At 52.4% G+C, this 21,095-nt stretch carries 19 protein-coding genes; 11 read left to right on the top strand and 8 right to left on the bottom strand.

Annotation, left to right across the window (positions count from 1 at the left end; translation table 11 throughout):
* Nucleotides 1-90 precede the first annotated feature (90 nt).
* The 3 genes from AC1Z3F_RS00295 to AC1Z3F_RS00285 form a co-directional block, all read right to left on the bottom strand.
* A complete protein-coding gene (locus AC1Z3F_RS00295; protein ID WP_483566281.1) occupies nt 91-3,114 on the bottom strand; it encodes a type I restriction endonuclease subunit R in 3,024 nt (1,007 codons plus the stop codon).
* A gap of 76 nt (nt 3,115-3,190) precedes the next feature.
* Nucleotides 3,191-4,393 (bottom strand): restriction endonuclease subunit S, encoded by a 1,203-nt coding sequence (locus AC1Z3F_RS00290; RefSeq protein ID WP_483566280.1) that lies wholly within the window; start codon nt 4,391-4,393, stop codon nt 3,191-3,193.
* The gene (locus AC1Z3F_RS00285) at nt 4,383-5,900 is read right to left on the bottom strand and encodes a type I restriction-modification system subunit M (RefSeq protein ID WP_483566279.1); all 1,518 of its coding nucleotides are present in this window, start codon (nt 5,898-5,900) and stop codon (nt 4,383-4,385) included. The genes AC1Z3F_RS00290 and AC1Z3F_RS00285 overlap by 11 nt, the downstream gene beginning before the upstream one ends.
* 348 nt (nt 5,901-6,248) lie before the next feature.
* Between AC1Z3F_RS00285 and AC1Z3F_RS00280 the strand changes: the two genes are divergently transcribed.
* Both AC1Z3F_RS00280 and AC1Z3F_RS00275 read left to right on the top strand, forming a co-directional pair.
* Nucleotides 6,249-6,767 carry a hypothetical protein gene (locus tag AC1Z3F_RS00280; protein ID WP_483566278.1) on the top strand — a complete coding sequence of 173 codons (519 nt, stop codon included), beginning with the start codon at nt 6,249-6,251 and terminating at the stop codon, nt 6,765-6,767.
* A gap of 153 nt (nt 6,768-6,920) precedes the next feature.
* Nucleotides 6,921-7,535 (top strand): DUF2637 domain-containing protein, encoded by a 615-nt coding sequence (locus tag AC1Z3F_RS00275; protein WP_483566277.1) that lies wholly within the window; start codon nt 6,921-6,923, stop codon nt 7,533-7,535.
* 67 nt (nt 7,536-7,602) lie between these two features.
* Here the strand turns inward: AC1Z3F_RS00275 and AC1Z3F_RS00270 are convergent, their stop codons facing one another.
* From AC1Z3F_RS00270 to AC1Z3F_RS00255, 4 genes are all read right to left on the bottom strand, one after another.
* Nucleotides 7,603-8,394 carry a metallophosphoesterase family protein gene (locus AC1Z3F_RS00270; protein ID WP_483566276.1) on the bottom strand — a complete coding sequence of 264 codons (792 nt, stop codon included), beginning with the start codon at nt 8,392-8,394 and terminating at the stop codon, nt 7,603-7,605.
* A gap of 43 nt (nt 8,395-8,437) precedes the next feature.
* Nucleotides 8,438-8,773 carry a hypothetical protein gene (locus AC1Z3F_RS00265; RefSeq protein WP_483566275.1) on the bottom strand — a complete coding sequence of 112 codons (336 nt, stop codon included), beginning with the start codon at nt 8,771-8,773 and terminating at the stop codon, nt 8,438-8,440.
* Nucleotides 8,774-9,048: 275 nt separating this feature from the next.
* Nucleotides 9,049-10,041: a GIY-YIG nuclease family protein gene (locus AC1Z3F_RS00260; protein WP_483566274.1), complete on the bottom strand. Its 993-nt coding sequence runs from the start codon at nt 10,039-10,041 to the stop codon at nt 9,049-9,051.
* Nucleotides 10,042-10,067: 26 nt separating this feature from the next.
* The gene (locus AC1Z3F_RS00255) at nt 10,068-11,096 is read right to left on the bottom strand and encodes a hypothetical protein (protein WP_483566273.1); all 1,029 of its coding nucleotides are present in this window, start codon (nt 11,094-11,096) and stop codon (nt 10,068-10,070) included.
* A gap of 598 nt (nt 11,097-11,694) precedes the next feature.
* Between AC1Z3F_RS00255 and AC1Z3F_RS00250 the strand changes: the two genes are divergently transcribed.
* The 3 genes from AC1Z3F_RS00250 to AC1Z3F_RS00240 all read left to right on the top strand — a co-directional run bounded on the left by AC1Z3F_RS00250 (nt 11,695) and on the right by AC1Z3F_RS00240 (nt 14,516).
* Nucleotides 11,695-13,071 (top strand): hypothetical protein, encoded by a 1,377-nt coding sequence (locus tag AC1Z3F_RS00250; RefSeq protein ID WP_483566272.1) that lies wholly within the window; start codon nt 11,695-11,697, stop codon nt 13,069-13,071.
* Between the two features lie 83 nt (nt 13,072-13,154).
* Nucleotides 13,155-13,481, top strand: coding sequence for a hypothetical protein (locus AC1Z3F_RS00245; protein ID WP_483566271.1), 327 nt, complete (start codon nt 13,155-13,157; stop codon nt 13,479-13,481).
* 525 nt (nt 13,482-14,006) lie between these two features.
* The gene (locus AC1Z3F_RS00240) at nt 14,007-14,516 is read left to right on the top strand and encodes a hypothetical protein (protein WP_483566270.1); all 510 of its coding nucleotides are present in this window, start codon (nt 14,007-14,009) and stop codon (nt 14,514-14,516) included.
* 52 nt (nt 14,517-14,568) lie between these two features.
* On the opposite strand, the gene AC1Z3F_RS00235 is transcribed toward AC1Z3F_RS00240, so the two are convergent.
* A complete protein-coding gene (locus tag AC1Z3F_RS00235) occupies nt 14,569-14,832 on the bottom strand; it encodes a helix-turn-helix domain-containing protein (RefSeq protein WP_483566269.1) in 264 nt (87 codons plus the stop codon).
* A gap of 428 nt (nt 14,833-15,260) precedes the next feature.
* On the opposite strand from AC1Z3F_RS00235, the gene AC1Z3F_RS00230 reads away from it, so the two are divergent.
* The 6 genes from AC1Z3F_RS00230 to AC1Z3F_RS00205 all read left to right on the top strand — a co-directional run bounded on the left by AC1Z3F_RS00230 (nt 15,261) and on the right by AC1Z3F_RS00205 (nt 20,960).
* Complete coding sequence (locus tag AC1Z3F_RS00230) at nt 15,261-15,677, top strand: hypothetical protein (RefSeq protein WP_483566268.1); 417 nt, start codon at nt 15,261-15,263, stop codon at nt 15,675-15,677.
* Between the two features lie 160 nt (nt 15,678-15,837).
* A complete protein-coding gene (locus tag AC1Z3F_RS00225; RefSeq protein ID WP_483566267.1) occupies nt 15,838-16,287 on the top strand; it encodes a hypothetical protein in 450 nt (149 codons plus the stop codon).
* 145 nt (nt 16,288-16,432) lie between these two features.
* Nucleotides 16,433-16,774, top strand: a complete 342-nt coding sequence (locus tag AC1Z3F_RS00220) for a helix-turn-helix domain-containing protein (protein ID WP_483566266.1) — start codon at nt 16,433-16,435, stop codon at nt 16,772-16,774.
* A 63-nt stretch (nt 16,775-16,837) separates the two neighbouring features.
* Nucleotides 16,838-17,275: a hypothetical protein gene (locus AC1Z3F_RS00215; protein ID WP_483566265.1), complete on the top strand. Its 438-nt coding sequence runs from the start codon at nt 16,838-16,840 to the stop codon at nt 17,273-17,275.
* A 416-nt stretch (nt 17,276-17,691) separates the two neighbouring features.
* Nucleotides 17,692-18,117, top strand: coding sequence for a hypothetical protein (locus AC1Z3F_RS00210; RefSeq protein ID WP_483566264.1), 426 nt, complete (start codon nt 17,692-17,694; stop codon nt 18,115-18,117).
* A 1,637-nt stretch (nt 18,118-19,754) separates the two neighbouring features.
* Nucleotides 19,755-20,960, top strand: a complete 1,206-nt coding sequence (locus tag AC1Z3F_RS00205; RefSeq protein WP_483566263.1) for a hypothetical protein — start codon at nt 19,755-19,757, stop codon at nt 20,958-20,960.
* The last annotated feature ends 135 nt before the right edge of the window (nt 20,961-21,095 follow it).

Genomic DNA, 21,095 nt, shown 5'->3' with positions numbered 1-21,095 from the left:
GAAGCGATCCTTGGGCTTTGGTTTCTTGATGCAGCTCAACGACTTGCTGACGATCTTGCCAGAAAATCAGTTCAACCCTGAACAGCCTGTCTAATAGTTCTCAGCTACGTAAGCGTAGGCGTGATCAAACAGGTCGCCCTGCAACGGCAAAGAATACTTGTTCAACACCAGACGGATACTATCTCTGACCTGGCGGTCGCCAGCCTTCGTTTTAGCCCAACCATCCCAACCAGTACTGACATGTCGCACCACCTCGTCAATCTCAGCGACCACCTTATCGAGCACCACTGGTGTGCCCTCAGGTTTGAACTCGTTGAAGATCTGTGTCAACGCCCCAATGTTCGGGTCAGGCAAAATGTTCAGCCCAGCTGCACCGTTACTGTCCTCAGCCTTTTCAGCAGCAGTCAGATCCTTAGCCAGCTCCAAGAAACTTTGAAGCAGCTCCACACCCTCCTTAGCCTTGGCCAAACGTTGCTCACGCAAACGCTCCAACCGTTCAGCAATCGACTTGTACACCGGATGAGTGCCATGATCTCCAACCAGCCGGCGCTTCAGCCGGTTAGCAATATTGTCGATGATCTCCTGTGGTGAAACAGTAATCGTCTCACCCTTACCGGCCGCAGGATCAATCACCCCAGTAGCAATCAACTGCTCAATGGTGTCCTTATCTGCGATGACCAAATCAACGCCAGGGCGCACCACGGTGACATCACCAATATGGTCATGCACCAGGTTCATGGTTTTCGCACCAAGCTTCGCCCACAACAGATCATGCGAACTAGTTGGCTCCAACGACAGATAAATCTTCGCCAACCACTTGTAGTCGGCCCGGTACTGATCCAGCCGAACATGAGGGTGCACTGACTCCCACAACCCTTGAAGCATTTTGAACTGCATCATGAATGCAGCCTGCTCCTTCTGATTGGGCAGACGCTCCATCGCACTGTTGAACGCCTCAAAGCCAGGATCCAAACGGTTGATCCCCACGAAACGCACTAACGTGCTGTCCAGTTCAACCTCGAACTGGTCAACCAACGTTTCCTCGTCCATTTCTTTACGGGCAGCTTCAGGGTTCGCTGGGCTCATCGCCCGTGCAAAACCATCACCCAAACCCACATAATCAACCACCAAACCGTGCAACTTCTCTTGCCCGGTCTCTGGGTTACGCCACGTACGGTTTGTCCGCGTAATCGTCTGGAACAACGTGTGAAGCTTCATCGGCTTGTCCAAGTACATGACACCTTCAATGGGTGCATCGAAACCTGTGCCCAACTTGGACGTGACAATCAGGAATTTCAGGTTAGTACCGTGGTCTTTGAACCGGTCAAGCAACCGTTCTTCCTGATCATCAGTCGTCTTGAACTCAGCCCACGCCGGATCATCTTTCGGGCTCACCGACATGACCACTGCCGCTTCATCAGGCTGGCCATTGCGCAGCGCCAGCTGCCTCGTAAGTTCACGGTGATACTGAACGCACAACCCACGATCGAACACCACCACTTGTGCTTTCATGCCCAACGGGTCAATCGTGGAATAGAAGTGGTCAAGAATGTCTGAACAAATTTTCTCTACACGTTCAGGGTTAGCAAAGAACGTTCGTGCTTCGGTGGCTTGGGTAGCAAGGAAATTCTTCTCATCCGTACCCAACCCTTCCTGCGCAGCCAACTCATCAAACGCATGATCCAGTTCCTCTTTACGAATCTGGAAATCAACCAGACGTGGCGCCACATGGATCGGCACCGTCGTACCGTCAGCAATCGAACGATCACTGTTGTACGTGTTCATGGCAAAACCAGGATCGTCAGGATCACCGAACAACTCAAAAGTGTTGCGATCCTGATCGGCAATAGGTGTACCGGTGAAGCCAAAGAACCGTGCGTTGGGGAAAGCTGCACGCAGATGATCACCCAGTGAACCTTCTTGGGTTCGGTGCGCCTCATCAACAAGCACGATAATGTTTTCGCGGTCGCTGAGCAGGCCGGCGCTCTTGAACTTGTGCACGGTACTGAAAACTACGCCACGGCGGTCAGCCGCGAGGATCCTGCGCAACGTTCCAGCATCCGACGGGGCTACAGCATCGCTGACACCTGCACGACGGAACTGATTAGTCATCTGGGTGACCAACTGGATGCGGTCAGCAATAGCGATAATCGTCGGGTTGTTCAGCCGTGGTTCGTTCACCAGTTTCATAGCCGCGAACAACATGGCAATCGTCTTGCCTGAACCCTGGGTGTGATGGATCAACCCTTGACGCTTATTCTCATGCAAGGCACGTTGATGGATCGCGTGCACTGCTTCAACTTGTGGGTAGCGAGGAATAATCTTCTGCAGCCGGGTGTGCCCCGTACTGCTTTTGACATTTTCAAACACGGTGAACTCGGCAACCACCGACAGCACCATGGCCGGATCCATGAGCAGTTCGACACTACGTTGAACGCGTGGCCAACCAGAGAGTTGAGCATCATCCTCTGTTGAGCCCCAGACGTTCCACATGTCTATGGGCAAGCCGATGGAGCCGTAGCGCAGTTCTCTGCCGTCTGTGGCCACTGAGAAGGCGTTGGGTACGAAGAAGAATGGGTGTTGTGGCTCGTAAATGTCGTGGATGTCGCGAGCAGCATTCAGCCAGGTAATGCGTGCATCAAGACGAGTCTTGGTCTCGATGACTATCAATGGGATTCCGTTGACCCACAGGACCAGGTCAAAACGCGAGCTCTTCTTCGCCGTACCGTACGTTACTTCGTCGGAGACGATGAATGAGTTGGCTGCCGGGTTGTCGAAGTCGATCAAATTGACCGGTTCAAACTTACCGTTGGTTTCATACTGTCTGGTGTTCAATCCTCGGATCCACGCAAGGAACAACTGGTTGCGTTTCATCACTGACTCATCGGTGTCGGTGATGAGTTTCTGCAAAGCGGAGACGATGAGGTCTGTGCGCGAGTGGTCTTCAGCAATGGCAGGATTCATCGCAATGAGCGCACGGTCTATTTCTGGGCGCAGCAACACCTCTTGGGTATCACGACGTAACTGGCTGCCTGGAATGTGTTTCCATCCAGCTTTGACCAGCAATTCAAGTATCGGTTGTTGGACGATACTTGCCTCAGAAAAACCTGCCATTATTCCCCCCTGAAAGAACCTGAAATCATCATATGTGCGAACTCGGTAAACACCCGTGTCGATGACCAGCAGAAAGCTAGACCGCAACCGGTTCCATGACCGCATCGTAGGATTCAGGGATCTCATGATCGCCAGAAAGCAGGGCGGTCAGTAGTTCGGTACGCAGGGCGCGAAGTGAGTTCAAGGTGTTCTCCTGTTCACGCTTTGCCCCGACAATCACATGCATTGTTTCAACAACTTTTCGCTGTTCGTTGATTGGCACTACGGGTATTGGAAGGGTTCGCAGTTTCTGACCAGTGAGGTGAGGAATAGTTAGCGCACCAGAATACAGATCGAGTGTGCCGTTCATAGCCATGTGCTGCATGCACATACTTAAATAATGAGGATCCAACGAATCAGAGCACCGGACGCGGTGCAAAGCTTTCTGAAAATAAAGCCCTGGAAGGTCAGAGTCCAGAACTACTGTGCGCCCAATTTCTCCACCTTCACATATCAGCACATCGTCCTTTTTTAGTGAAAACTCAACCCTGTCACCCTCGCTAAAAGGCATCTCCTTTAGATCGTGAAGATTAAGCTCACCCCATTGGACGTTGGCGTTCCGAACGTAGGGGGCTGGATGGTCATCAGTGGCCGTAGTTGCCGACAGCATTTTTCCAAGCCTAGAGCTCGCAACCTTACCAAGGTGCACAGTGTCGGAGGCATAAGCCTTAACCATAGCTTCGGTTCGGAAGCTAATTTCAACATCTTTACAAGCTTCAAGGTTTGATACTGATTCTTCGACGGCATCATCCAGTGCACCGATCAGGTCAACAATACGACGCTGCTCGGCAAGCGGCGGAAGGGATATTTGATAAGCGAGGAATCTGTCTTCTTTCCATCGACTACGGCTCTTGGTTGTACCAACACATTCTTGGGACACATATTCCCAAACATGCTTCTGCTTGAAATGCAATGCCAAATACTCAGCGACAACCAGTGATGGGTCTAGATCGAAAACCGGGAACTCATTCGAAACGACACCACTTGCTAGACTCTCAGGAACCAGTGCGAAGGACCCCTCGGTCGCAAACAACCTGTTGTAAATAAATTGCCTTGGCTTGACATTGAATAGCCGGGTGGCCTTTATTTCCTCACCAATCTTCGGCTTCCTAGCAAAGACGCCTTCTGCATACCACTTAACACCTAAGTTCATGTATGTTTCAGAAGGGTCAACCGTAAAAGGGTCAACAAACTGTTTTGCAACCTCACCCAGCCGTACAGTTTTCCACTTAGAAGTCATAGCCGGCCGCCTTTAGCTTCAATGCCAACACTTCTTCAGCCGAGGCTAGGCGTTCGCGAGACTCTTTGTAGTTGATTAGTGCTTCTTCAACGTTCGCCTCAGCTACGGTTTCGTTTTTGATGTACCGTCCAATGTTGAGGTCGAAACCGTTTTGTTCGATTTCTTCCAGGTCAACGAGACGCAGGCTTAGACCGTTTTCACCGTCAATGTCTTCACCAAGCTTGTAGGCAGTATCAATGACGTTGATGTCTTCGTCGGACATGGTGTTCTGGTTTTTACCGGACTTGAATCGTTGGCTGGCATCAATGATCAACACCTTGCCGTTGCGTTCAGCCTTCTTATTCTTGCGGAAGACCAGCACTGCGACAGGGATGCTCGTCGAGTAGAACAAGTTGTTGGGCAAGCCGATCACCGCTTCAAGAACGTTGTCGCGCAAGACTGCTTCACGGATCCTGGCTTCAGCACCACCACGGAACAAGGTTCCGTGAGGCATCACCACACCGACACGTCCAGTGTCTTCCTTCATGGATGCGATCATGTGTTCGATCCACGCCCAGTCACCATTCTTAGCTGGTGGCACACCATACTTGCTTCGACCGTACGGATCTGTTGCCCAGGAATCAGCGCCCCAATTTTGGAGTGAGAATGGAGGGTTGGCGATGACCATATCCAGCTTCATCAAACCGTCGTTCTCCAGCAGTTTTGGAGTGCGGAACGTGTCACCACGCGCGATAGTGAAGTCTTCGAGCCCGTGCAGGAACAAGTTCATTTTGGCGATAGCACTGGTGGTCAGATTGACCTCTTGGCCGTACAACTGCAACGTCAATGGGTTACCGCCAGCTTGCTTCACAGCGTTCACTGTTTCGACCAGCATGCCGCCAGATCCACAGGCAGGATCAGCAATGCTCTCACCTGGTTTAGGTTCAAGGAGCTTGACGATCAAATGCACCACGTGACGTGGAGTGAAGAACTCTCCCGCTTTCTTCCCTGATGCTTCAGCGAACTCACGAAGCAAGTATTCGTACGCTGAGCCCAGCATGTCGCCGCTGACAGAGTCAGGGTCAAAGCGCACGGCATGGAATGAGTTGAGCAAAGCTTTCAACGCTGTTTGTGGGAGACGATCCTGGTTAGCCCAGTTCACGTCACCGAAGACGTTACGCAACGAATCAGGGTTGGCTAGCTGAAGCTGTTCCAACGCTTGGTCCAGCTTTGAGCCGGTCTGCTTGGTGGTCTCGAAAACGTCTTTCCAGTGACAGCCGTCGGGTACGACGAAAGCGTGGCGGTCAGCTTCAACTTCTGGGGTGAGATTGTCGCCGTAGATTTCTACTGCTTGTGCGTGCTCGTAGTCCCAGTTGTCGCTGATCCACTTGAAGAACATGACTGGGAAGACGTAGGCCTTGAAATCACCTGGGTCAACGGGTCCGCGCAACGAATTGGCAGCAGACCACAGCGTCGATTCCAACTGTTGTTGGGTGATGTGTCCAGGTGATAACGGTGTGAGCGTCAAGTCAGTTCCATTTCTCAAAGGTTCCAAACCGCTATGCGCGGTTAAACCAATTCAATCATGTGGTGCAGACGACTTGAGCCTCCGTGAACCACTGGGATTTCAGCACATACATCAATACGTCAGGCTCGACGGATTTGGAACTACACGCTTGCATTTTAGAGAACCGTAAGCGTGTAGCACCTGTCCTTCGGCATGACCGCTCCACTCATCGCATCGAATGGTGGCGTTTTCCAGCAAGAGGACGCCGCTTTTCGTGTACACCAATGCTTGCATCTGGTCATCATTTTGAGCGCATGGACAAGAGCGTAAGAAAAGATTCATTCATTTCAAATTTGCCAGGAGGCAAAAATGTTTTCAAACGACGCCACAACAACCGCTGATCAAAAATATGGGGAGGAAGCCTTGAAGAAATTCCTTGCAACCCCCTTGCTCGAAGAAAAAATCGAAGCACTCGTGACTGACGCAGTCAGTCAGGTGTATGGGCAAGAAAAGTGGGAAGATGACTTCAAGAAGTCAAGTGAAATCCTTGATCGGCCATGGCTGACAGAGGGCATGTATGAAGCCCTCTACGAGCACCTAGAAACCTACCCGAGCGCGGCGCAGATTTTAGTACAGAAAGAACTGGAAAAAATCGGGTGCGTTTGGCTTCAACACACTTCCGATAGCGGCGAAAACGCCAGATATGCTTTCGAGTCACGTGACACGAGTGGCGAGCTAACAGGTGATTTCTATGGGGAAACAATTGACCTGAAAGGCAGTGAGCACGATGGCTATAAATATGGCTTGATCACTCCAGATGACCTGGCTAAGGATTGGACCGCTTTGATCTGCGAGTACTTCGACGCGCTGCGCTGGCGTTTCGTTTAAGTCAGTCCCGAAAACGACGAATCGCACGCCCCTTCAGCTAATTCGGTTGGAGGGGTGTTGTTCTGCCCCCTCATCAGACACCACAGGCCGAGCACTCATCATTTCTTTTGATCGGCCGCATGGGACTAGGTACACCAACACCTAGGAGTACTCATGAAACCAAAAACTATTCGCCGCGCAATGCTCGTCGCCCTCTGGACTGTCGTAGTCAGCAGCTTCACCCTCAGTTTTGCTGGCGTTCGCGGACTTGGCATCCAGGCCGGGTACGCGCCCCCGCTCGCTTCGTTATTACCGCTATGCCTCGACGGTCTTGTTTTGGCCGGCTCAATCACCGTCTTAGACAGTGAGTTGCGCGGACTTAGCAAGCGATTCGGATGGGGCATAACTTTGACAGGTGTGTCTGCTTCCGTGGCTGCCAATGTAACTGTTGCTTCCAGCCTTGGATTGACGGCTCAAATCGTCCACGCAGCACCGCCCATAATGCTCGCTCTCTCCCTCGAATCATGGCTAAGCACCCTACGAGGGGACGCTCAAAAAGAGGCCGTCAGAGAGGCCCAGGAGGCGGTCGAAAAATCGACTCCAATCAAACCTGACAAGGTCAAAAGGGCCGTAGCAACCCCTGCCGAAGTGCACGCACTGATCGATGGTGGGGCCACACAGGCGCAGGCTGCCATCGCTTTGAACACATCAAGAGCTACCATCCAACGGCTCTTGAAAACGCCAGCAGGTGAAGACCCTGCCTGGGCCAAAGAGGAGGTAGCCAAATAGGACTTTTTGAACCCGCAGTTTGAGGCAGTTGTTGCAAAGAAACTTTTGCGGCAGCTGCCTCTTCCTTTTAACCTTCAACGACCACGTTGGTTGTCAGGCCGGTTTCTGAATCCCAAATTGCTGCCATTTCAGGTCCAGCCTCGGCCATCATTTCGACAGTAGGGTTGCGAGGATAGACACTTGGATCTGGGGTGAAGCTGGCACGCATGTGGTGATGACCAGTCACCATAAGCCTTGGCTCAACGGAGTCAAAAAGGGATCGAAGAATCCTGCGGTCTTCCAAAGCTTGCTGCTCATAGGTTGGGTCAGCAGAATAACGCGGGGGCACCTCAGGATGAAGCCCATCAGCCGCCTCATGAGTAAGGAGAATATCGACGTTTCCGTGTCCTACGTGAACCATTAGCTGTGAAGCCAAGACAGGATCCACCCTCTCTTCCGGCCACCACGTCTTCTCACCACTTTGCGCTTCCCAAGCCTGGCGCGAAAGTCTGTCACTACTCGTGGCGCCACCAAGTGCAGCAATGCGAATGCCTTTGTAAGGCATGACGCTGCCGTGAAGCATCCAGATGCGGTCGCGGATCTTTCGATACCCTTCAGGCTCGACAGGGGTCGCCAGGAGAGCAGTCCAATTGTCGTGATTGCCTGGTGTGAAAACAATTTGAGTGCTGAAGCGTTCTGCCAAAATATTTGCATGATCACCCATAAGGTACGGGTCTTTATGGAGGCGATCAGCGTCAATGCCAAAGTCACCAGCTTGCAAGACGAGGTCGACTCCCCCAGCCTGGTCAAAGGCCTCAAAGGCGCGTTTGAGCCAGCCCAGCTGCCCATGCAGATCACCAATCAAACCGACCTTGGTCATGGCTCCCTCTCCCCATCAATCAGTTCTCATTGTTGACCTGTGTCTAAGTCTTCGGCAAGTCCAAGTCCACCATGGGACATCGGGCAATTTCCGCGAGTATTCCCTCTCGCGCGGCCCGGGCCTCGGCGGAAGTGGTCATGATATTGATGTCGATAGTGACCTTCTCACCAAGCATTTCGTTTGCTTGAATTGCCAAGACGGCTGCAGCTCGCGGCCGGATCGATCCAATTGCAAGCACATCCAGATCATTGGGAGCGTGTCCTGGTACCCCGCTTGCTCGCTCTGCCCATGAGCCAAAGATTATCGCCTGGGTGATTTCTGGCCTGCCCGAAAAGACAGTGCGTAAGACGCGGATTGTTTCCTGCGCGGTCTTATTCAAGATGCGCTCCTTGTCCGTCTTCGTGTCCTACAAGGAGCAAGTCCTTGAAGGCTGCTCTTGGAAGGCAGAAAAACCACGGCCATCGGCTTAGTCTTGACCGGACACCGACGATCGTGGCTTTCGTAAGGCGATATCTGGGCCTCTAAATAGGTTGGCCTTTTGACCAGAAGGTCCTGCGGTTCCCGCCACCCGATCTTCGCCTTTTTAGAAGTCTTTGTATCCCTTCGATTCTACTGAACAACCTGGGCGCTTGTCATCACCAGCTCTGATTTCAACTACGGAATCATCACCGGATTCTCACCAATGCTACTCAGGTAATCGCGGTATTCTTCGATGGTGATTTCCTCGTCTTGCGCAGCCTGCGAGATCAGCAAACGATAAGACCAAAAGACAACGCCCCTTTCCTTACGCTGGGTCTGGAAAATTGTGTGTGGAAGCTTGGCCAGCGCTGCACCAACCGAGCCACTACCTTCAGCCTTGCGAGTATCTTCAATAATTTGCTGGATCGCATCAAATGCGTTGCTGAGGGCTTCCTCATCCGCTTGCTGATAATCCGTGACGATTTGGCGTCTAGGTCGCGTGATGCCCTCAATGAGTGCCGTTTGCTGGTCAATATCGCCGCCAGCAGTTCGGTTCAAAAGGAACCGAGAGGTTATCGCAGCCACCAGCTTTTGCTCGTATTCAAAGGCTTTGGAGGTGCGTACGGCGAAGAGACGCGTGGTGTCCAAGGCTCTAAGCTCATCGACGGGTAGCACCGAATCATATGGTGTCCCGAAAACCAAGCGATCAAAGGACTTCTTGCCCGTCCAGTGTTGCTTGATTCTCTTGCGCAGATTCGACGCTGTACCAACATACATTTGCTTGTACTCATCGAAGACCATTAGATAAAGACCGCGATCATCTTCGAAGTCTGTCAGGTCTTCGACGGGCTTCAGCGCACGACATTTACGGAGAGCTAGTTGCACTGTCTCCTCAAACTCTTCCGCCGGCAGGCTCTCAAAATACTTAAGGGATTCGTCGAAATTGATCAGTGCGCGGTCTCTTTGGAACAGCAGGAAACGATCCGAAAGCTGTCGGTGTTCTTCATCTCGGAACATCCAATCAGCCGACTTCCACATGGCTTCAAATCTTGGATGAAACGGCAATCGCTGGTGTGGGCTGCGAGAAGGTAGGCCGTAGGTAGCGCGGCTCATCTTCAAGCCATATTTGCTGGCGCGTAGCCGCTCCCCGAAATGCAGCCCCGTACGCTCGTACACGCTTGTGCTCATGATGATCCCCATAAATTCTGATGCTATTACTTGGTGAAATCTTCGCACGTGTCAGAGACAAAATGAGCGTCTTCGTGTCCTGCTTTCGTCTGATCCTGAATCCGACTTTTCAGCAAAGGCTGCATCCGCTGCGTAGCGTCTTGATCGCCAGCTTCCCGCAGACGTTCACGGGAGGTCAGTCCGCTGTCGGAAAGATCGATTTCTGGCGGCAGCTTATATGCCAAAGCTAATCCTCGAAGCATCACAGGAATCGCTGTTTCGCTCACGTACTGACGCAAATGGTTGATCTCACGAGTAGGATTTACTGCTTCTTTGAATGGTGCTGGTCGAGCAATAAAAACTGCTGGATGCAATTCAATGAGCGAGTACGTACCAACCTCTCCTGTCCGCACGACTGCCCCAGGTTCCAAGTTTCTAAAACTCAAGTCTTGTTCAAGAATCGGTAGGTCAAACGTTGCGATTGGTGTTCCGAAGACGGCAGGCCGGAGCGCCCGGTGTTTGTCGTGATTCGAATACGTCTGCAGTAACAGCAGAGCTTTGGCTTTCTCTGAAGGAGTTTTCAGAAGGGCGGCCATAGATTGCGAAACGGATGGAGCCACCGCAATGTCGTCATTCCAGTATTGCAAGGACCTCAGCCGGGCAACCAGGCCGCTATCCTCGCTGAACATTTCTAATCCAGCTTTGACGCGCCTGCGGCACCATTTCGAAAACGCGTCTGCGTCAGTGGTGATGGGAAACTCGATGAGTCGCTCGACATTCGGAGCCAGTTCACCAGCCTGCTCTGTAACGATATGCCACATGGCGTTGTCCAGCGCAGCGCGAATGTGGCCAATAGCCTCGCTAAAGAGGATGACTACATGTGGCGGAATCGGTCGAACAGAGTCCACTATCGATGTGACCACCCCATCGTTGAGCGTTTGTCGAAAGTGCACTGGATCATTCATGGACCAAGCGCTGATGATGTCACCAATTTCGTAGGCGATTTCATCTGCTCGCGCCAGACGGAACGCGACAGGTTCAAGCGCTTCAGGCAGCCAATCAAGTGGATCACTCATGCCTTTAGCCTAGCTGTCCGCCCCGAAGAGTAGCTGCCGCTCAAGAAGGACAAAGCGTTCAGAAAAGGATACTCAGAGCAGGGTGGCACGGGCGCATCAAGGGGGTTGTGAGTATCAAAATCGGCGGCGGCTTTAAGAAGAACAATATGAAGTCCGAATCGTCACCACGCACAGCCCACCATTCTGCAGGTCACCACACGGTGAAGGCTTCGCCTCAAAGGGTAGCTTCCTAGCGTTACAGGTGATGGCTTTACCTGATCAACGAACGCACTGTTGAAGAGGTTGAAGAGTGGCCTTGGTGAACTCCAATTGTTTCAGCATCAAGCCTTCCAGGATGGGCACCATATTGGCTACCTGGATGACCTCAAAGAGCACTTGCTGTCCTAAACAACAACCCGCGTTCTTGTCTGGTGCTCTCCGCAACCTTGGTGTGGGCTGTCGGCTGGCCGGCTTGCCCGCAGGGTAAGAAGGCTCGTCGCAGTCCCACAAAACTCTGTTGTCCGCATGGGTGCTTGTGCCAGGAAAAAATTCCCGGTTTTTGATCCACCTATCACCGGCATACAAGCTCTTAAGGCTTGTATACCAAGGAGTAATAAAAATGACTACCAAGCCAACCCCTGAGTACACCAGTCTTGACCAGCTTGATCCCATCCTTGGCCCCACCTCCGCTGCACACAAAACGTCCGCCCCACAAAGCGTAGTGTTAGCCATCTTGGCTAAAGGGCACCGTCACCAGATACCACCAAAGCTGATCAGAGCTTGGATTCGCAGTCGACTTGCACCCCGCAAAGATGTCCTTGCCGTATCCCAATCTGAGGCTTGGAATTCCTTGAGCACTGCTTCTCGTGAGTGGCTTCGAAGTCAGGATTTGCGGAGCTCCGCTTCGCTTGCGGCGGCGGTGGCTCGTCGTGGGTTGGCTAGGTGCTTGGCTGAAAGCAAATTGGTGGACACGAAAACGCTCAAACCTTTGGGTGGTCACGCACAAGTGGTCGCGAGGCACACTGCAGCCGTCTTGACCTTGGAGGCAATCGCCGGTGCGTGGCAAGGCAAAGAAACTGTCATGGCTTCACACCCCTGGCTTGCGGTGAAGCGAGGTGTCCAACGGCTTGCAGCCCAAAGGCAATTCCATCAGGTGGTCGATCTTGGATGGATCAAAGTTGTTGCTGGTGGTCGTGCTGGTGTACCTAGCCGCATCCGCTTCACTCGTTTGCCTGGCGCCGTCGGTGCAGTAGTTGATGGTGAGGTGCGCTACGAACAGGTTGGCCAGATTGCTGGTCAGGCTGAACCAACTGATCTGCTGGCCGCGGTCTTCCGTTCAGCTGCGCATCCTGCTTGGTGCTACTCCCCTGAGCTGTCGCCAACACATTGGCTGGTCGCTTTAGCTGATGCTACTGCTGAGGTGGATCCGGTGAACTTGGGCGTGAAGAAAACGCGCTTGGCAAGTATCCGTAAAAAGCTGGTCGAGGTGCTTGGTGCCCCTGCTGAACGAACAGCTGAAAGTCTTACCGAAGCTTTGGACGCGCACGCCATTGAGGTGGGTGCTTTCCATACCTATGACATTGCCGAAGCTGCCCGTCGTGAAGCAGCTGAGGAGCGTCGCCAGGAGGTGATGGCAGTGCGCGAGTCGAAGCGTCAGGCTGCGCAAGAAAAGGAAGCGGTGAAGATGGACGCGAAGATGCGCAAGGCTGAAGAGAAGGCTGCTTTGGCTGGGCGGGAAACTTTGGATGAGCAAGCTGCCCGATTGGTGCCAAAGCTTTACGTCAAGGCTGGCACTTTGCCAACACCGCCGCAAGGTACCGAAGCCTTGAAGATGTACCTCAGTGCAGCTGAACCTTTGCTGGGGCGGTGCCAACCACCACTTCGTATGGTCATGGCCAACGCGTTGTACGCTGACATGCTGAAGATTGGCTGGCCTGAAAATCTGGCGGGTGCCTTCGCCAAGGCGGCTGCGGGGCCGGCACTGCAAGCTGCTTGATGGAAACCAAAAAAGGCTCACTCTTAGAACCCCATTGTGGGATCCTGAGGGTGAGCTTTTCCTTTTAAGACAAGGGGCACCAAATGATGCAACAGGTGGTTGAAAGACTTACCGAATTCCTACCAGTGGCACTGATCGCTTCGAGTGCTGGTGTGCAAGATGCTGGCCTAGTAGAGCAGTGGCGAACCGGTGCCCTCAAGCCAACTGAGGCATCTGCTGCGCGTCTTCGTTTCCTCCTGGACCAGGCGCACTTCATTGCGGAACGCGAGTCGCGCGAGGTTGCCTCCGCATGGCTCACCTCATCAAACGAGCGGCTTGATGGTGAACTGCCTGTCAAGGCGATTCGTGAAGGGCGCTTTGAGGATGTTGCGGCGGCGGCCAAGGTGTTCGTCAGTGGCTACGCAGGATAGGCCCCTATCCTGGACGCGAAACAGCTCATTGAGTAAAAGAGTTGTTGAGTCAATGAGTACTTGGGTAAATGAGTAAACAAGTTGTGGAGTGCTTGAGTCGATGAGTTGAAGAGTCGATGAGTACTTGGGTAAATGAGTACTTGAGTTGATGAGCTTCTGAGTTGATGAGTACTTGGGTAAATGAGTACTTGAGTTGATGAGCTTCTGAGTCGATGAGTACTTGGGTAAATGAGTACTTGGGTAAATGAGTACTTGAGTTGATGAGTAACCAACTTCAACCTAGGCAGTCACGTTCCAAAACAGCCACAGGTAACCTGCTCCCATTGAGTAGATGAGTTGTTGAGTACTTGGGTAAATGAGTTGTTGAGCTGATGAGCAAATGAGTACTTGAGTAAATGAGTAAATAAGTTGTTGCATACTTGAGTAAATGAGTAAATAAGTTGTTGCATACTTGAGTAAATGAGTAGTTGAGTAGCTATTTCTCCAAACAGGTGGACACCAATTCGCTCAGGTATGCTCAGCATTATGGACAATCTCCACACCCGGCTACTTGTCGAAGCAGCGACCCAGGGCGCTCAGCAGAGTGAAGCGCTCTTTGGCTTGCATGCTCTTGGCTACAGCATTAATGAGTTGGCTGAAATGCTGCTAATGGATGCAGAGATGGTCGAAGCTTTGATCGTCCAGGCCATGGCTGATCGGCCACACCAAGAACGTCGCGAACGCAGGGTCACGTTCGAGCTCCACCGCGCTTTGGTAGAGCATCTTGAACGAACACCAGGTCCCGTCATCGAAAAGGCGCTGGACAACCTTGCCGAAATTCGCGGCCGTTTGCGAGGCGACCAAGTGAGCAAGCGTTGGGCTGATCAATGGGAGCAACTGCTTTTGGGAGACGTCAACACCCTGAAGCGCACCATGCTGGAAGTCAGTGAAGAGGCTGAAGATCTTCGCCAGGTGTCCCCATTTGTTGGCGTGCTTAGCCAGGAGGAACGACTTCTCGCCATCAAGAAGGCAACCACGAACCTATTGGGTAAATAAGTGCCTAACTTGGCTTTACCCCAGGACACGAAAATGATCAGGTGTAACGGGGTTAGCGCACTCTTCGAGAAGCGCGTTGCGGACGTGCAGGCTTTTTCTGGGACAGCCTCAATGCCTCCATCGGACTGGGTTCAGAGTAGCCCTCGTCCAAGAATTCGAGAACATCCAAACGATCAAGCGCCCGGAGCACTTTGAGGAAACTGGTCAGGCTGCTTTTGCCGGTTCTTTCCAGCTTCGCTACGGCGCTCAAAGAAATATCGCTCAAACGGGCGAGTTCCATTTGGCTCATATCGCGACCAAGGCGCGCCTCTTTCACGAGTAGCCCAGTCTGCATTTCGAGTTCTGTAATCGTTGGCATAATGATTGCAATTGTACTCTTTAAGGCAGTTTTTGGCCTTAACAGGTGCAAATGCAACAGTTACCATCGTGGCTCGAAAACGGCTCAGGTGCAGCCCTACTGCCAAGATAAACACTCATTGGGATAGATACTCATCGAGATAGCCACTCTTTTACCCATTGAGATCGACACTCATTGAGATAGACACTCATTGGGATAAGCACTCAATTGCTCATTTAGATCGGCACTCATTGGGATCACAACTCATTTGAAAAGATACTCATTTACCCATCTGGGCCAGTAGGTCGCGGACACCATTTCGCGAACGCGCAGCCGTCAGATCCTTCGCCGCATAGATACCTGTGAACCAGGAAAATCCTGAGTCACTGATCGCCGGGAGGCACACCATGAACATCACCGAAAACGCCGCAGCAGTAGTCGAAGCAGATTTCCCGCTAGGGAAGATTGTCCGCATCCCTCGCGCCGGTAAGCCACCTGTATTCGCAAATCTTCTTCTTGACCTCAACGCCTCAGAAACCGACAAAATTCTAGACAGGCTCAAGAAGTGGGACGCCAGCGAGGAACACTCCACCTTCTTCCTCGTTGGGTACTCAGGGCTGAGCTACTCAGATCTTGATGACGAAACAAAAGCGCTCCTCGGTATGGAGGCTCGCTTGACAGTCTTCGACTTGTGCACATTCATGGCCGAGCACGCTGACACTGACGAGTTCGCACCAAACCCCTGGGGCCTCGCCATCAGCCACGAAACAGCGCAAGCCCTCCTTGCTTGCAAGCGTCTGAATTTTGTACCTGTCGATAACTAACCGCACCAACCGGGAGTAGGTCTGCACCAAACGGTGTGGGCCTACTTCTTGTTTGGTCGCAGACACATTTCCAGGGACGCAAGGATGTAGGGGTTCTACGCATGGATACAGATATGAGGCAGGAAGTTCTTGCTTCAACTTACCCGCCGGGAGGCACACCATGGATCAGCACATCACTTTCACCAAAGCAGCTTGCGGCTTCTGCGCACAAGACATCAGGATCGAAGACGCTTGCCCGATCCCGACGTGTGGATTGGTAGTACACCTCAGCGCCTTGCTTGGAGGGCCCCGTTACCCAGTCATGATTTCACCCGAATGTGGACAGGACCACGCAGGTGCCCTGGTGATAGAGCTCGTCAAGACAGCAGCTCACGCAGTTGCAACACGTGAACTGGATGCTCGCCTTGATGCCCGAACCATTGCGGAGGTTGAAGCTGATGACGAGGCTCAGATCGAGTACGGTGTCAGCGAAGAAGACTATGCCATCAAGATTTTTAGCGGTGGTGGAATCCTCACCAGTGAGGCAGTTGCTGCGGAGGTTGTGAAGCTGTTGACCGAGCTGAAAATTGAGCATTTCATCGACCAAGAAATCAAGGCACTAGCCAGCTAACCCCACCTCATCAACAAGTAGGCCTGCACCAACACAACGGTGTGGGCCTACTTTATGCGGTCGGTATGGACGCCAAAACGCTCACGCTTTCTAGAAATGGGTAATACTCTGCACTTAGCTAACCTTTGCGGGTAAAGTACTACTCATGGGACGTCGACAGCTTGGTTTATCACGCACTGCAGAGAATGCGCTTGTTGTCCTGGGCCAGCAAATCAAAACAGCTCGGCTGCAAAAGGCCTGGTCGATGGAAGGCCTTGCCGGTACAGCTGGAATTTCGCGCAAAACATTGTCAGCCATCGAGCATGGTGAGGCCTCCGTGAGTGTTGGAAACGTCTTCAATATTGCTGCGATTTTGGGCGTTCCACTCTTCAGCGTTGAAGACCCTCACGAGCTCCTCGTCATGAGGCGCCGAGGCGAAGAGCATCTCGCCCTACTTCCTTCACGCGTTTACGTGGAGCCCGAAGATGAAGATGGACTGGACTTCTGACAGGGCAAACAACCGCTACTCGCAACAACTCACTGACTCGCTGTTTGAAGGAGAGAGACAGGTATGAACAACACCCCACCTCGCAGGCCAAATGAAAGTGGTGTCCGGGCCGACGCTGTAGTACCAGCGCGGGTCATTACCGTAGCCCTTCCTCTCCCACTTGAAGTGCACACCCCGGCGGAAGTAGAGCAGGCCTTGGCTGAGCTTAGGAGCCGCCAAATTCGCATTGAATCTGGTGGATCGTACGCGGGGGCCGATGATTATGTTTGCGATAGGATCGAGGGCGTTGTCGCCTACGCTCTTAATGACGGGCAGACACCTGAAAAGGTTTTTGAGCGATTTGTAGCACCCATTCAAGACTGGGTTTTGGAGCGAATGGATGCTGCGGATCAGAGGCCGCTATCGGCGGCGGAAGATCGTTACCTTAAAGATTTGTGGATGGTCGCAAGGCTTTTGCAGAAGAAATACCAGCACCCCAAAACAGAGGGATCCAAGGCGTAGAGCCCACCAGTTGCTGGAGGAAAGGAAGCGCAATCCTCTTGAGCCGTCACGGCAAAGTCGGTGCACACCGATTGTCGGGCTGACCAGTATCGATAATGACGCGCGCACCCAGGGCGTTGAACGCTTCGAAAGCATGAGATTGTTCAGCATTTCTTCAACAACTTAAAGCGATGAAAATAGTTCTATTTTTCTTCGCATTCTGAGGGTATCCTAATCTCACGTTTTCACTTCCGAAGACGTAATGGGGAAATTCGCGAATAAAGGAGGTGGCTTCGATGGGTCAATGCGAAAAGTGTTTCCGAACCCTCGCCGAATGCCAAGCTTGCCGTGGTGGACGTTCAGGCCTCACGTGCACCAAGTGCCATAACACTGGCCGAGTTTGCATGGAGCACGCCGGGTTCTGGAAGAAATAGGCCATGGGACTCTTCAGCAGAAAGAAAACGGCTCCACCCGTTGCAAGTCCACAACCGGTGGTAGAGGAACCTGTTGTTCTTCCAACGCCCATTGAAGTGCATTCCGAGCCGGAAGCAAATCAGCTAATGGAAGAGATCGGCGAGCGTCAAAGACGCATAAACCTTCATGACACGGTGATTGGTGCTGGAGATTTTTTCTCCGCACGGGTTGAAGGGGTAGTCATTTACCTCTTGGATGCGGGAAAATCGCCAGAAAGCGTTTTCGACGTCGTTGTAGATCCAATCTGTCAATGGGCGATGGGTCCATTTTTCGAACCGATGATAAGTGACCCAGACTCCGCGGAATCTCGGGGAGGTAAACGGTCAATGGATGTTTTGGCTGCTCTTCGTGAAAAATACCAGTACCTCAATCCAAGCAATCTTGGCTAAGGCACTGCCGACCCAGCTGGCGTTCCTCCTCTCATGCGAACCAAAGAATCGGGCGCTTAAAGTTGGAACGGCTAGACGATAATCCAGTTTCAAACTGCAAGGGTGCGCCATCGGTAATCCATCGGTGTCACACCCTTCAGTCATTCACAACAACATCTCGTGCTGCGCTCCCACCGCTAAGCTTTTCAATCTCAAGCCCGTGTGCCACAAGATCTGCGAAGTGCGCTCCTAAGAAAGGGGCTCAAAGAGTACGCACTTTTGGCGACCACTTATCCAAAAAAAGCCGGTTGATGTCCACGGACAATCGCTCACGCTGAGAGCCCTTTTGACGCGTTCAAAATCATCAGACGAGCAGTTGCACGCCAATGTGATGCTAGTGCACACACGCCCACTGTGTGGCCGTCTGGGCCATCGAAAAGCGTTCGCCGTCGATGCATCAAGGGCAGCGGTGGTCGAGGCCTTGAACACTGGTCTTTTTTTGCTGTCGCCAGGAGCGCCCTAGAAATCTTCGACCTTGAAGTTCAAATCGTCCGCAGAGGCGTGTCGAGAGATCTTACAAACCATGCAGGCCCTGTCCTCCGCTCAATAGCACCAAGGAAAGAAAAACTGTTGCTCATCGAAAGCACACAAAATCGACGCTGGAAGAGATTGATCGGCTAGATGCCGAGGCCAACCAAATGATCAAAGTGCTCAAAGCGAAAGTTACCGGCTGATTCTTCAGCAACACCTCAAAGTTATCCACAGCTTCGACTGCGGATTCGTCGCAAAGAGTCGTGGAAATCAAAGGGCAGCTACATTTTTGCTACAAAAAACAGCCCTTATCTACATGAATCTACAAAACTGAAACACCATTTTGTAGCTGGGAGAAGAGCCAAAAACCCCTAGAAATCAAGGATCTTAAGAGTCAATAATAAGAGATCTACAAAATCTACAAAATATCTACCACTACTACGTATACATTTCTCCTTACGCGCAAGCGAGCAACCTGTGGATAACTTCGACCCGTACGTGAGGTAAGACTGTATTAGAAAATGATCGTCATGAAAGTCATCGTCTGAACACACTACTAATTATCTGTAGCCAGTACCCCCAATTATTTTGTAGATTCTGTAGCCAGCACTGCAACTTCCGCATGATTCCGGGGTTTTTGGGCTGTTTTTTGGCTACAAAACCCACTTCTCATTTTGTAGATCCATGTAGATATTGCCCCTATTTTATAGCAAAAATGTAGCTGGACCCTCTTTTGAGGCTTTCCGAACCACCTGCGAGGGTGTTTTGATGCTCCATAGCTCGCAGTTCTTTGACCTCTTCTTGGTCAAGACCAATCGCTGATGCAGGCAGCCGACTGTCACTAAAAAACTTTCGCTCAGGATCGCCTCTGGGGCGCTATCTCCTGAGTCGAGTCCAGGTCCCCATTGGTGCGCCATTCGCCCTCCTGGCGCCCTCTTGCGGCTTCTCAAGTGCCGATTGGCTCATCCTGGCCCTCCCAGTTCCTGCAGATCATTCAGCTCATCGCGCCTCCAGTTCAAGGACTACGAAAAAACGACATTACCTCCATCCGTGGGCAAAGAGCGCGCATAGGTGTAGATGAGCAAAGAAACATCATGCTCAACAAAAAACCTATTAGGAGCATGGAAATGCAGACTCAAGTACGCAGGCACCTCGAAGTTTTGTACCGCCACCACATTGAAGCCGGCCATTACCCACCCGATGCACTCTTCTCAATCTCGTGGAAAGAAGTTAGTTCCTTCCCCAGCGCTCGATTCCCGTTGAGTGACCTCGCAGACATTGAAAAGAAGCTTTTCAGCCTCACCGAAGCTGGCAAGGACGCCTACTATCGCGTCTCTCCCCTGCAGAATAAGGAGTACAGCGCAGGTAGTCGTGGCGCTGCCGCGGACGGACTTGGACTCCCTGCCCTCTTCTTGGATATTGACACCCAGGATGGCGTTCATAAACCCTTCATTGGCACGCAGGAAGGTTTACCCCACCCGACCACTGAACAGGCGCTGGAGCTGGCACACAGGATCGGAGAACCTGGCCTCATCATTCGCAGCGGAGGCGGCGTCCATGTCTACTACCTCTTGGATGAACTTCTGCAACCAGGCTTCGCAGAGCGTGCCGGCAAACTGACGCTGGACCAGGAATCCTTCGGACAGAAGATCCTACGCCGCTTTGATGCCCACGCAACCGCTACAGCTCACGCAATGGGATTCGGAATCGATCGGGGCATCGCAGCAGACTCGGCTCGCATCCTGCGTCCAAGTGGCACCGTCAACTACAAGGACCCATCATCGCCAAAGCCTGTCACGCTGGGATACGTCAGCACCGAAAAACGCTACACCCTGACTGAACTTGATGCCATGCTCCCACAGCTGCCTGATCGTCAGGCGAAGAAGGAAGCACGAATTGTCACGGCGGCCGGTGCAACGGCATCACTGCGCCAAGCCCAGGCTCGATCTCGCATCGCTCGACGCTTCGAAGAAAAAGTCCCCGTTTCTTTCCTGATGGAAGAGGTTTGGATGATGTCGGAGATCGGCTACGGTTGGTGCCTTCCACAGGAGTCGGGATGGGTGACCAGCGAAACGCAGCATTGCAAAACTACTTGGAGTGAAAATGGCAAAGTCGAGAGTGTTGCAGTCTATGGCTCACGGCTACAGGAAGCCTGGGGCATTGCCGACGAGGGGTTCCACCGACCAAATCTCACCAGTTGGGATCTGCTGCTCCTGGCCGTGAATGGCGATATGGTGGCCGCTGAGCTGATTGCCGAGGCTTTCCCAGAACCCGGTGACGATTTGCTAACTGCGATCGAGCAGGCATCCAATACCAGCCCTGTCGAAGACTAGGCATAGTTCGCAGCAACAACTACCCCGTAGCCTCTTTTCGGTTGCGGGGTTTCTTGTACTCAGCGAAGGACTACGAAAAAACGTCATTGTCCGCAACCGTGGGCAAAAGGCACGCATAGAGATAGGCGAAGGATA

The organism is Glutamicibacter sp. MOO4 (assembly GCF_056934395.1).
Note: the sequence above shows the minus strand (reverse complement) of the source record. Positions and strands in the feature narration are given on the sequence as shown.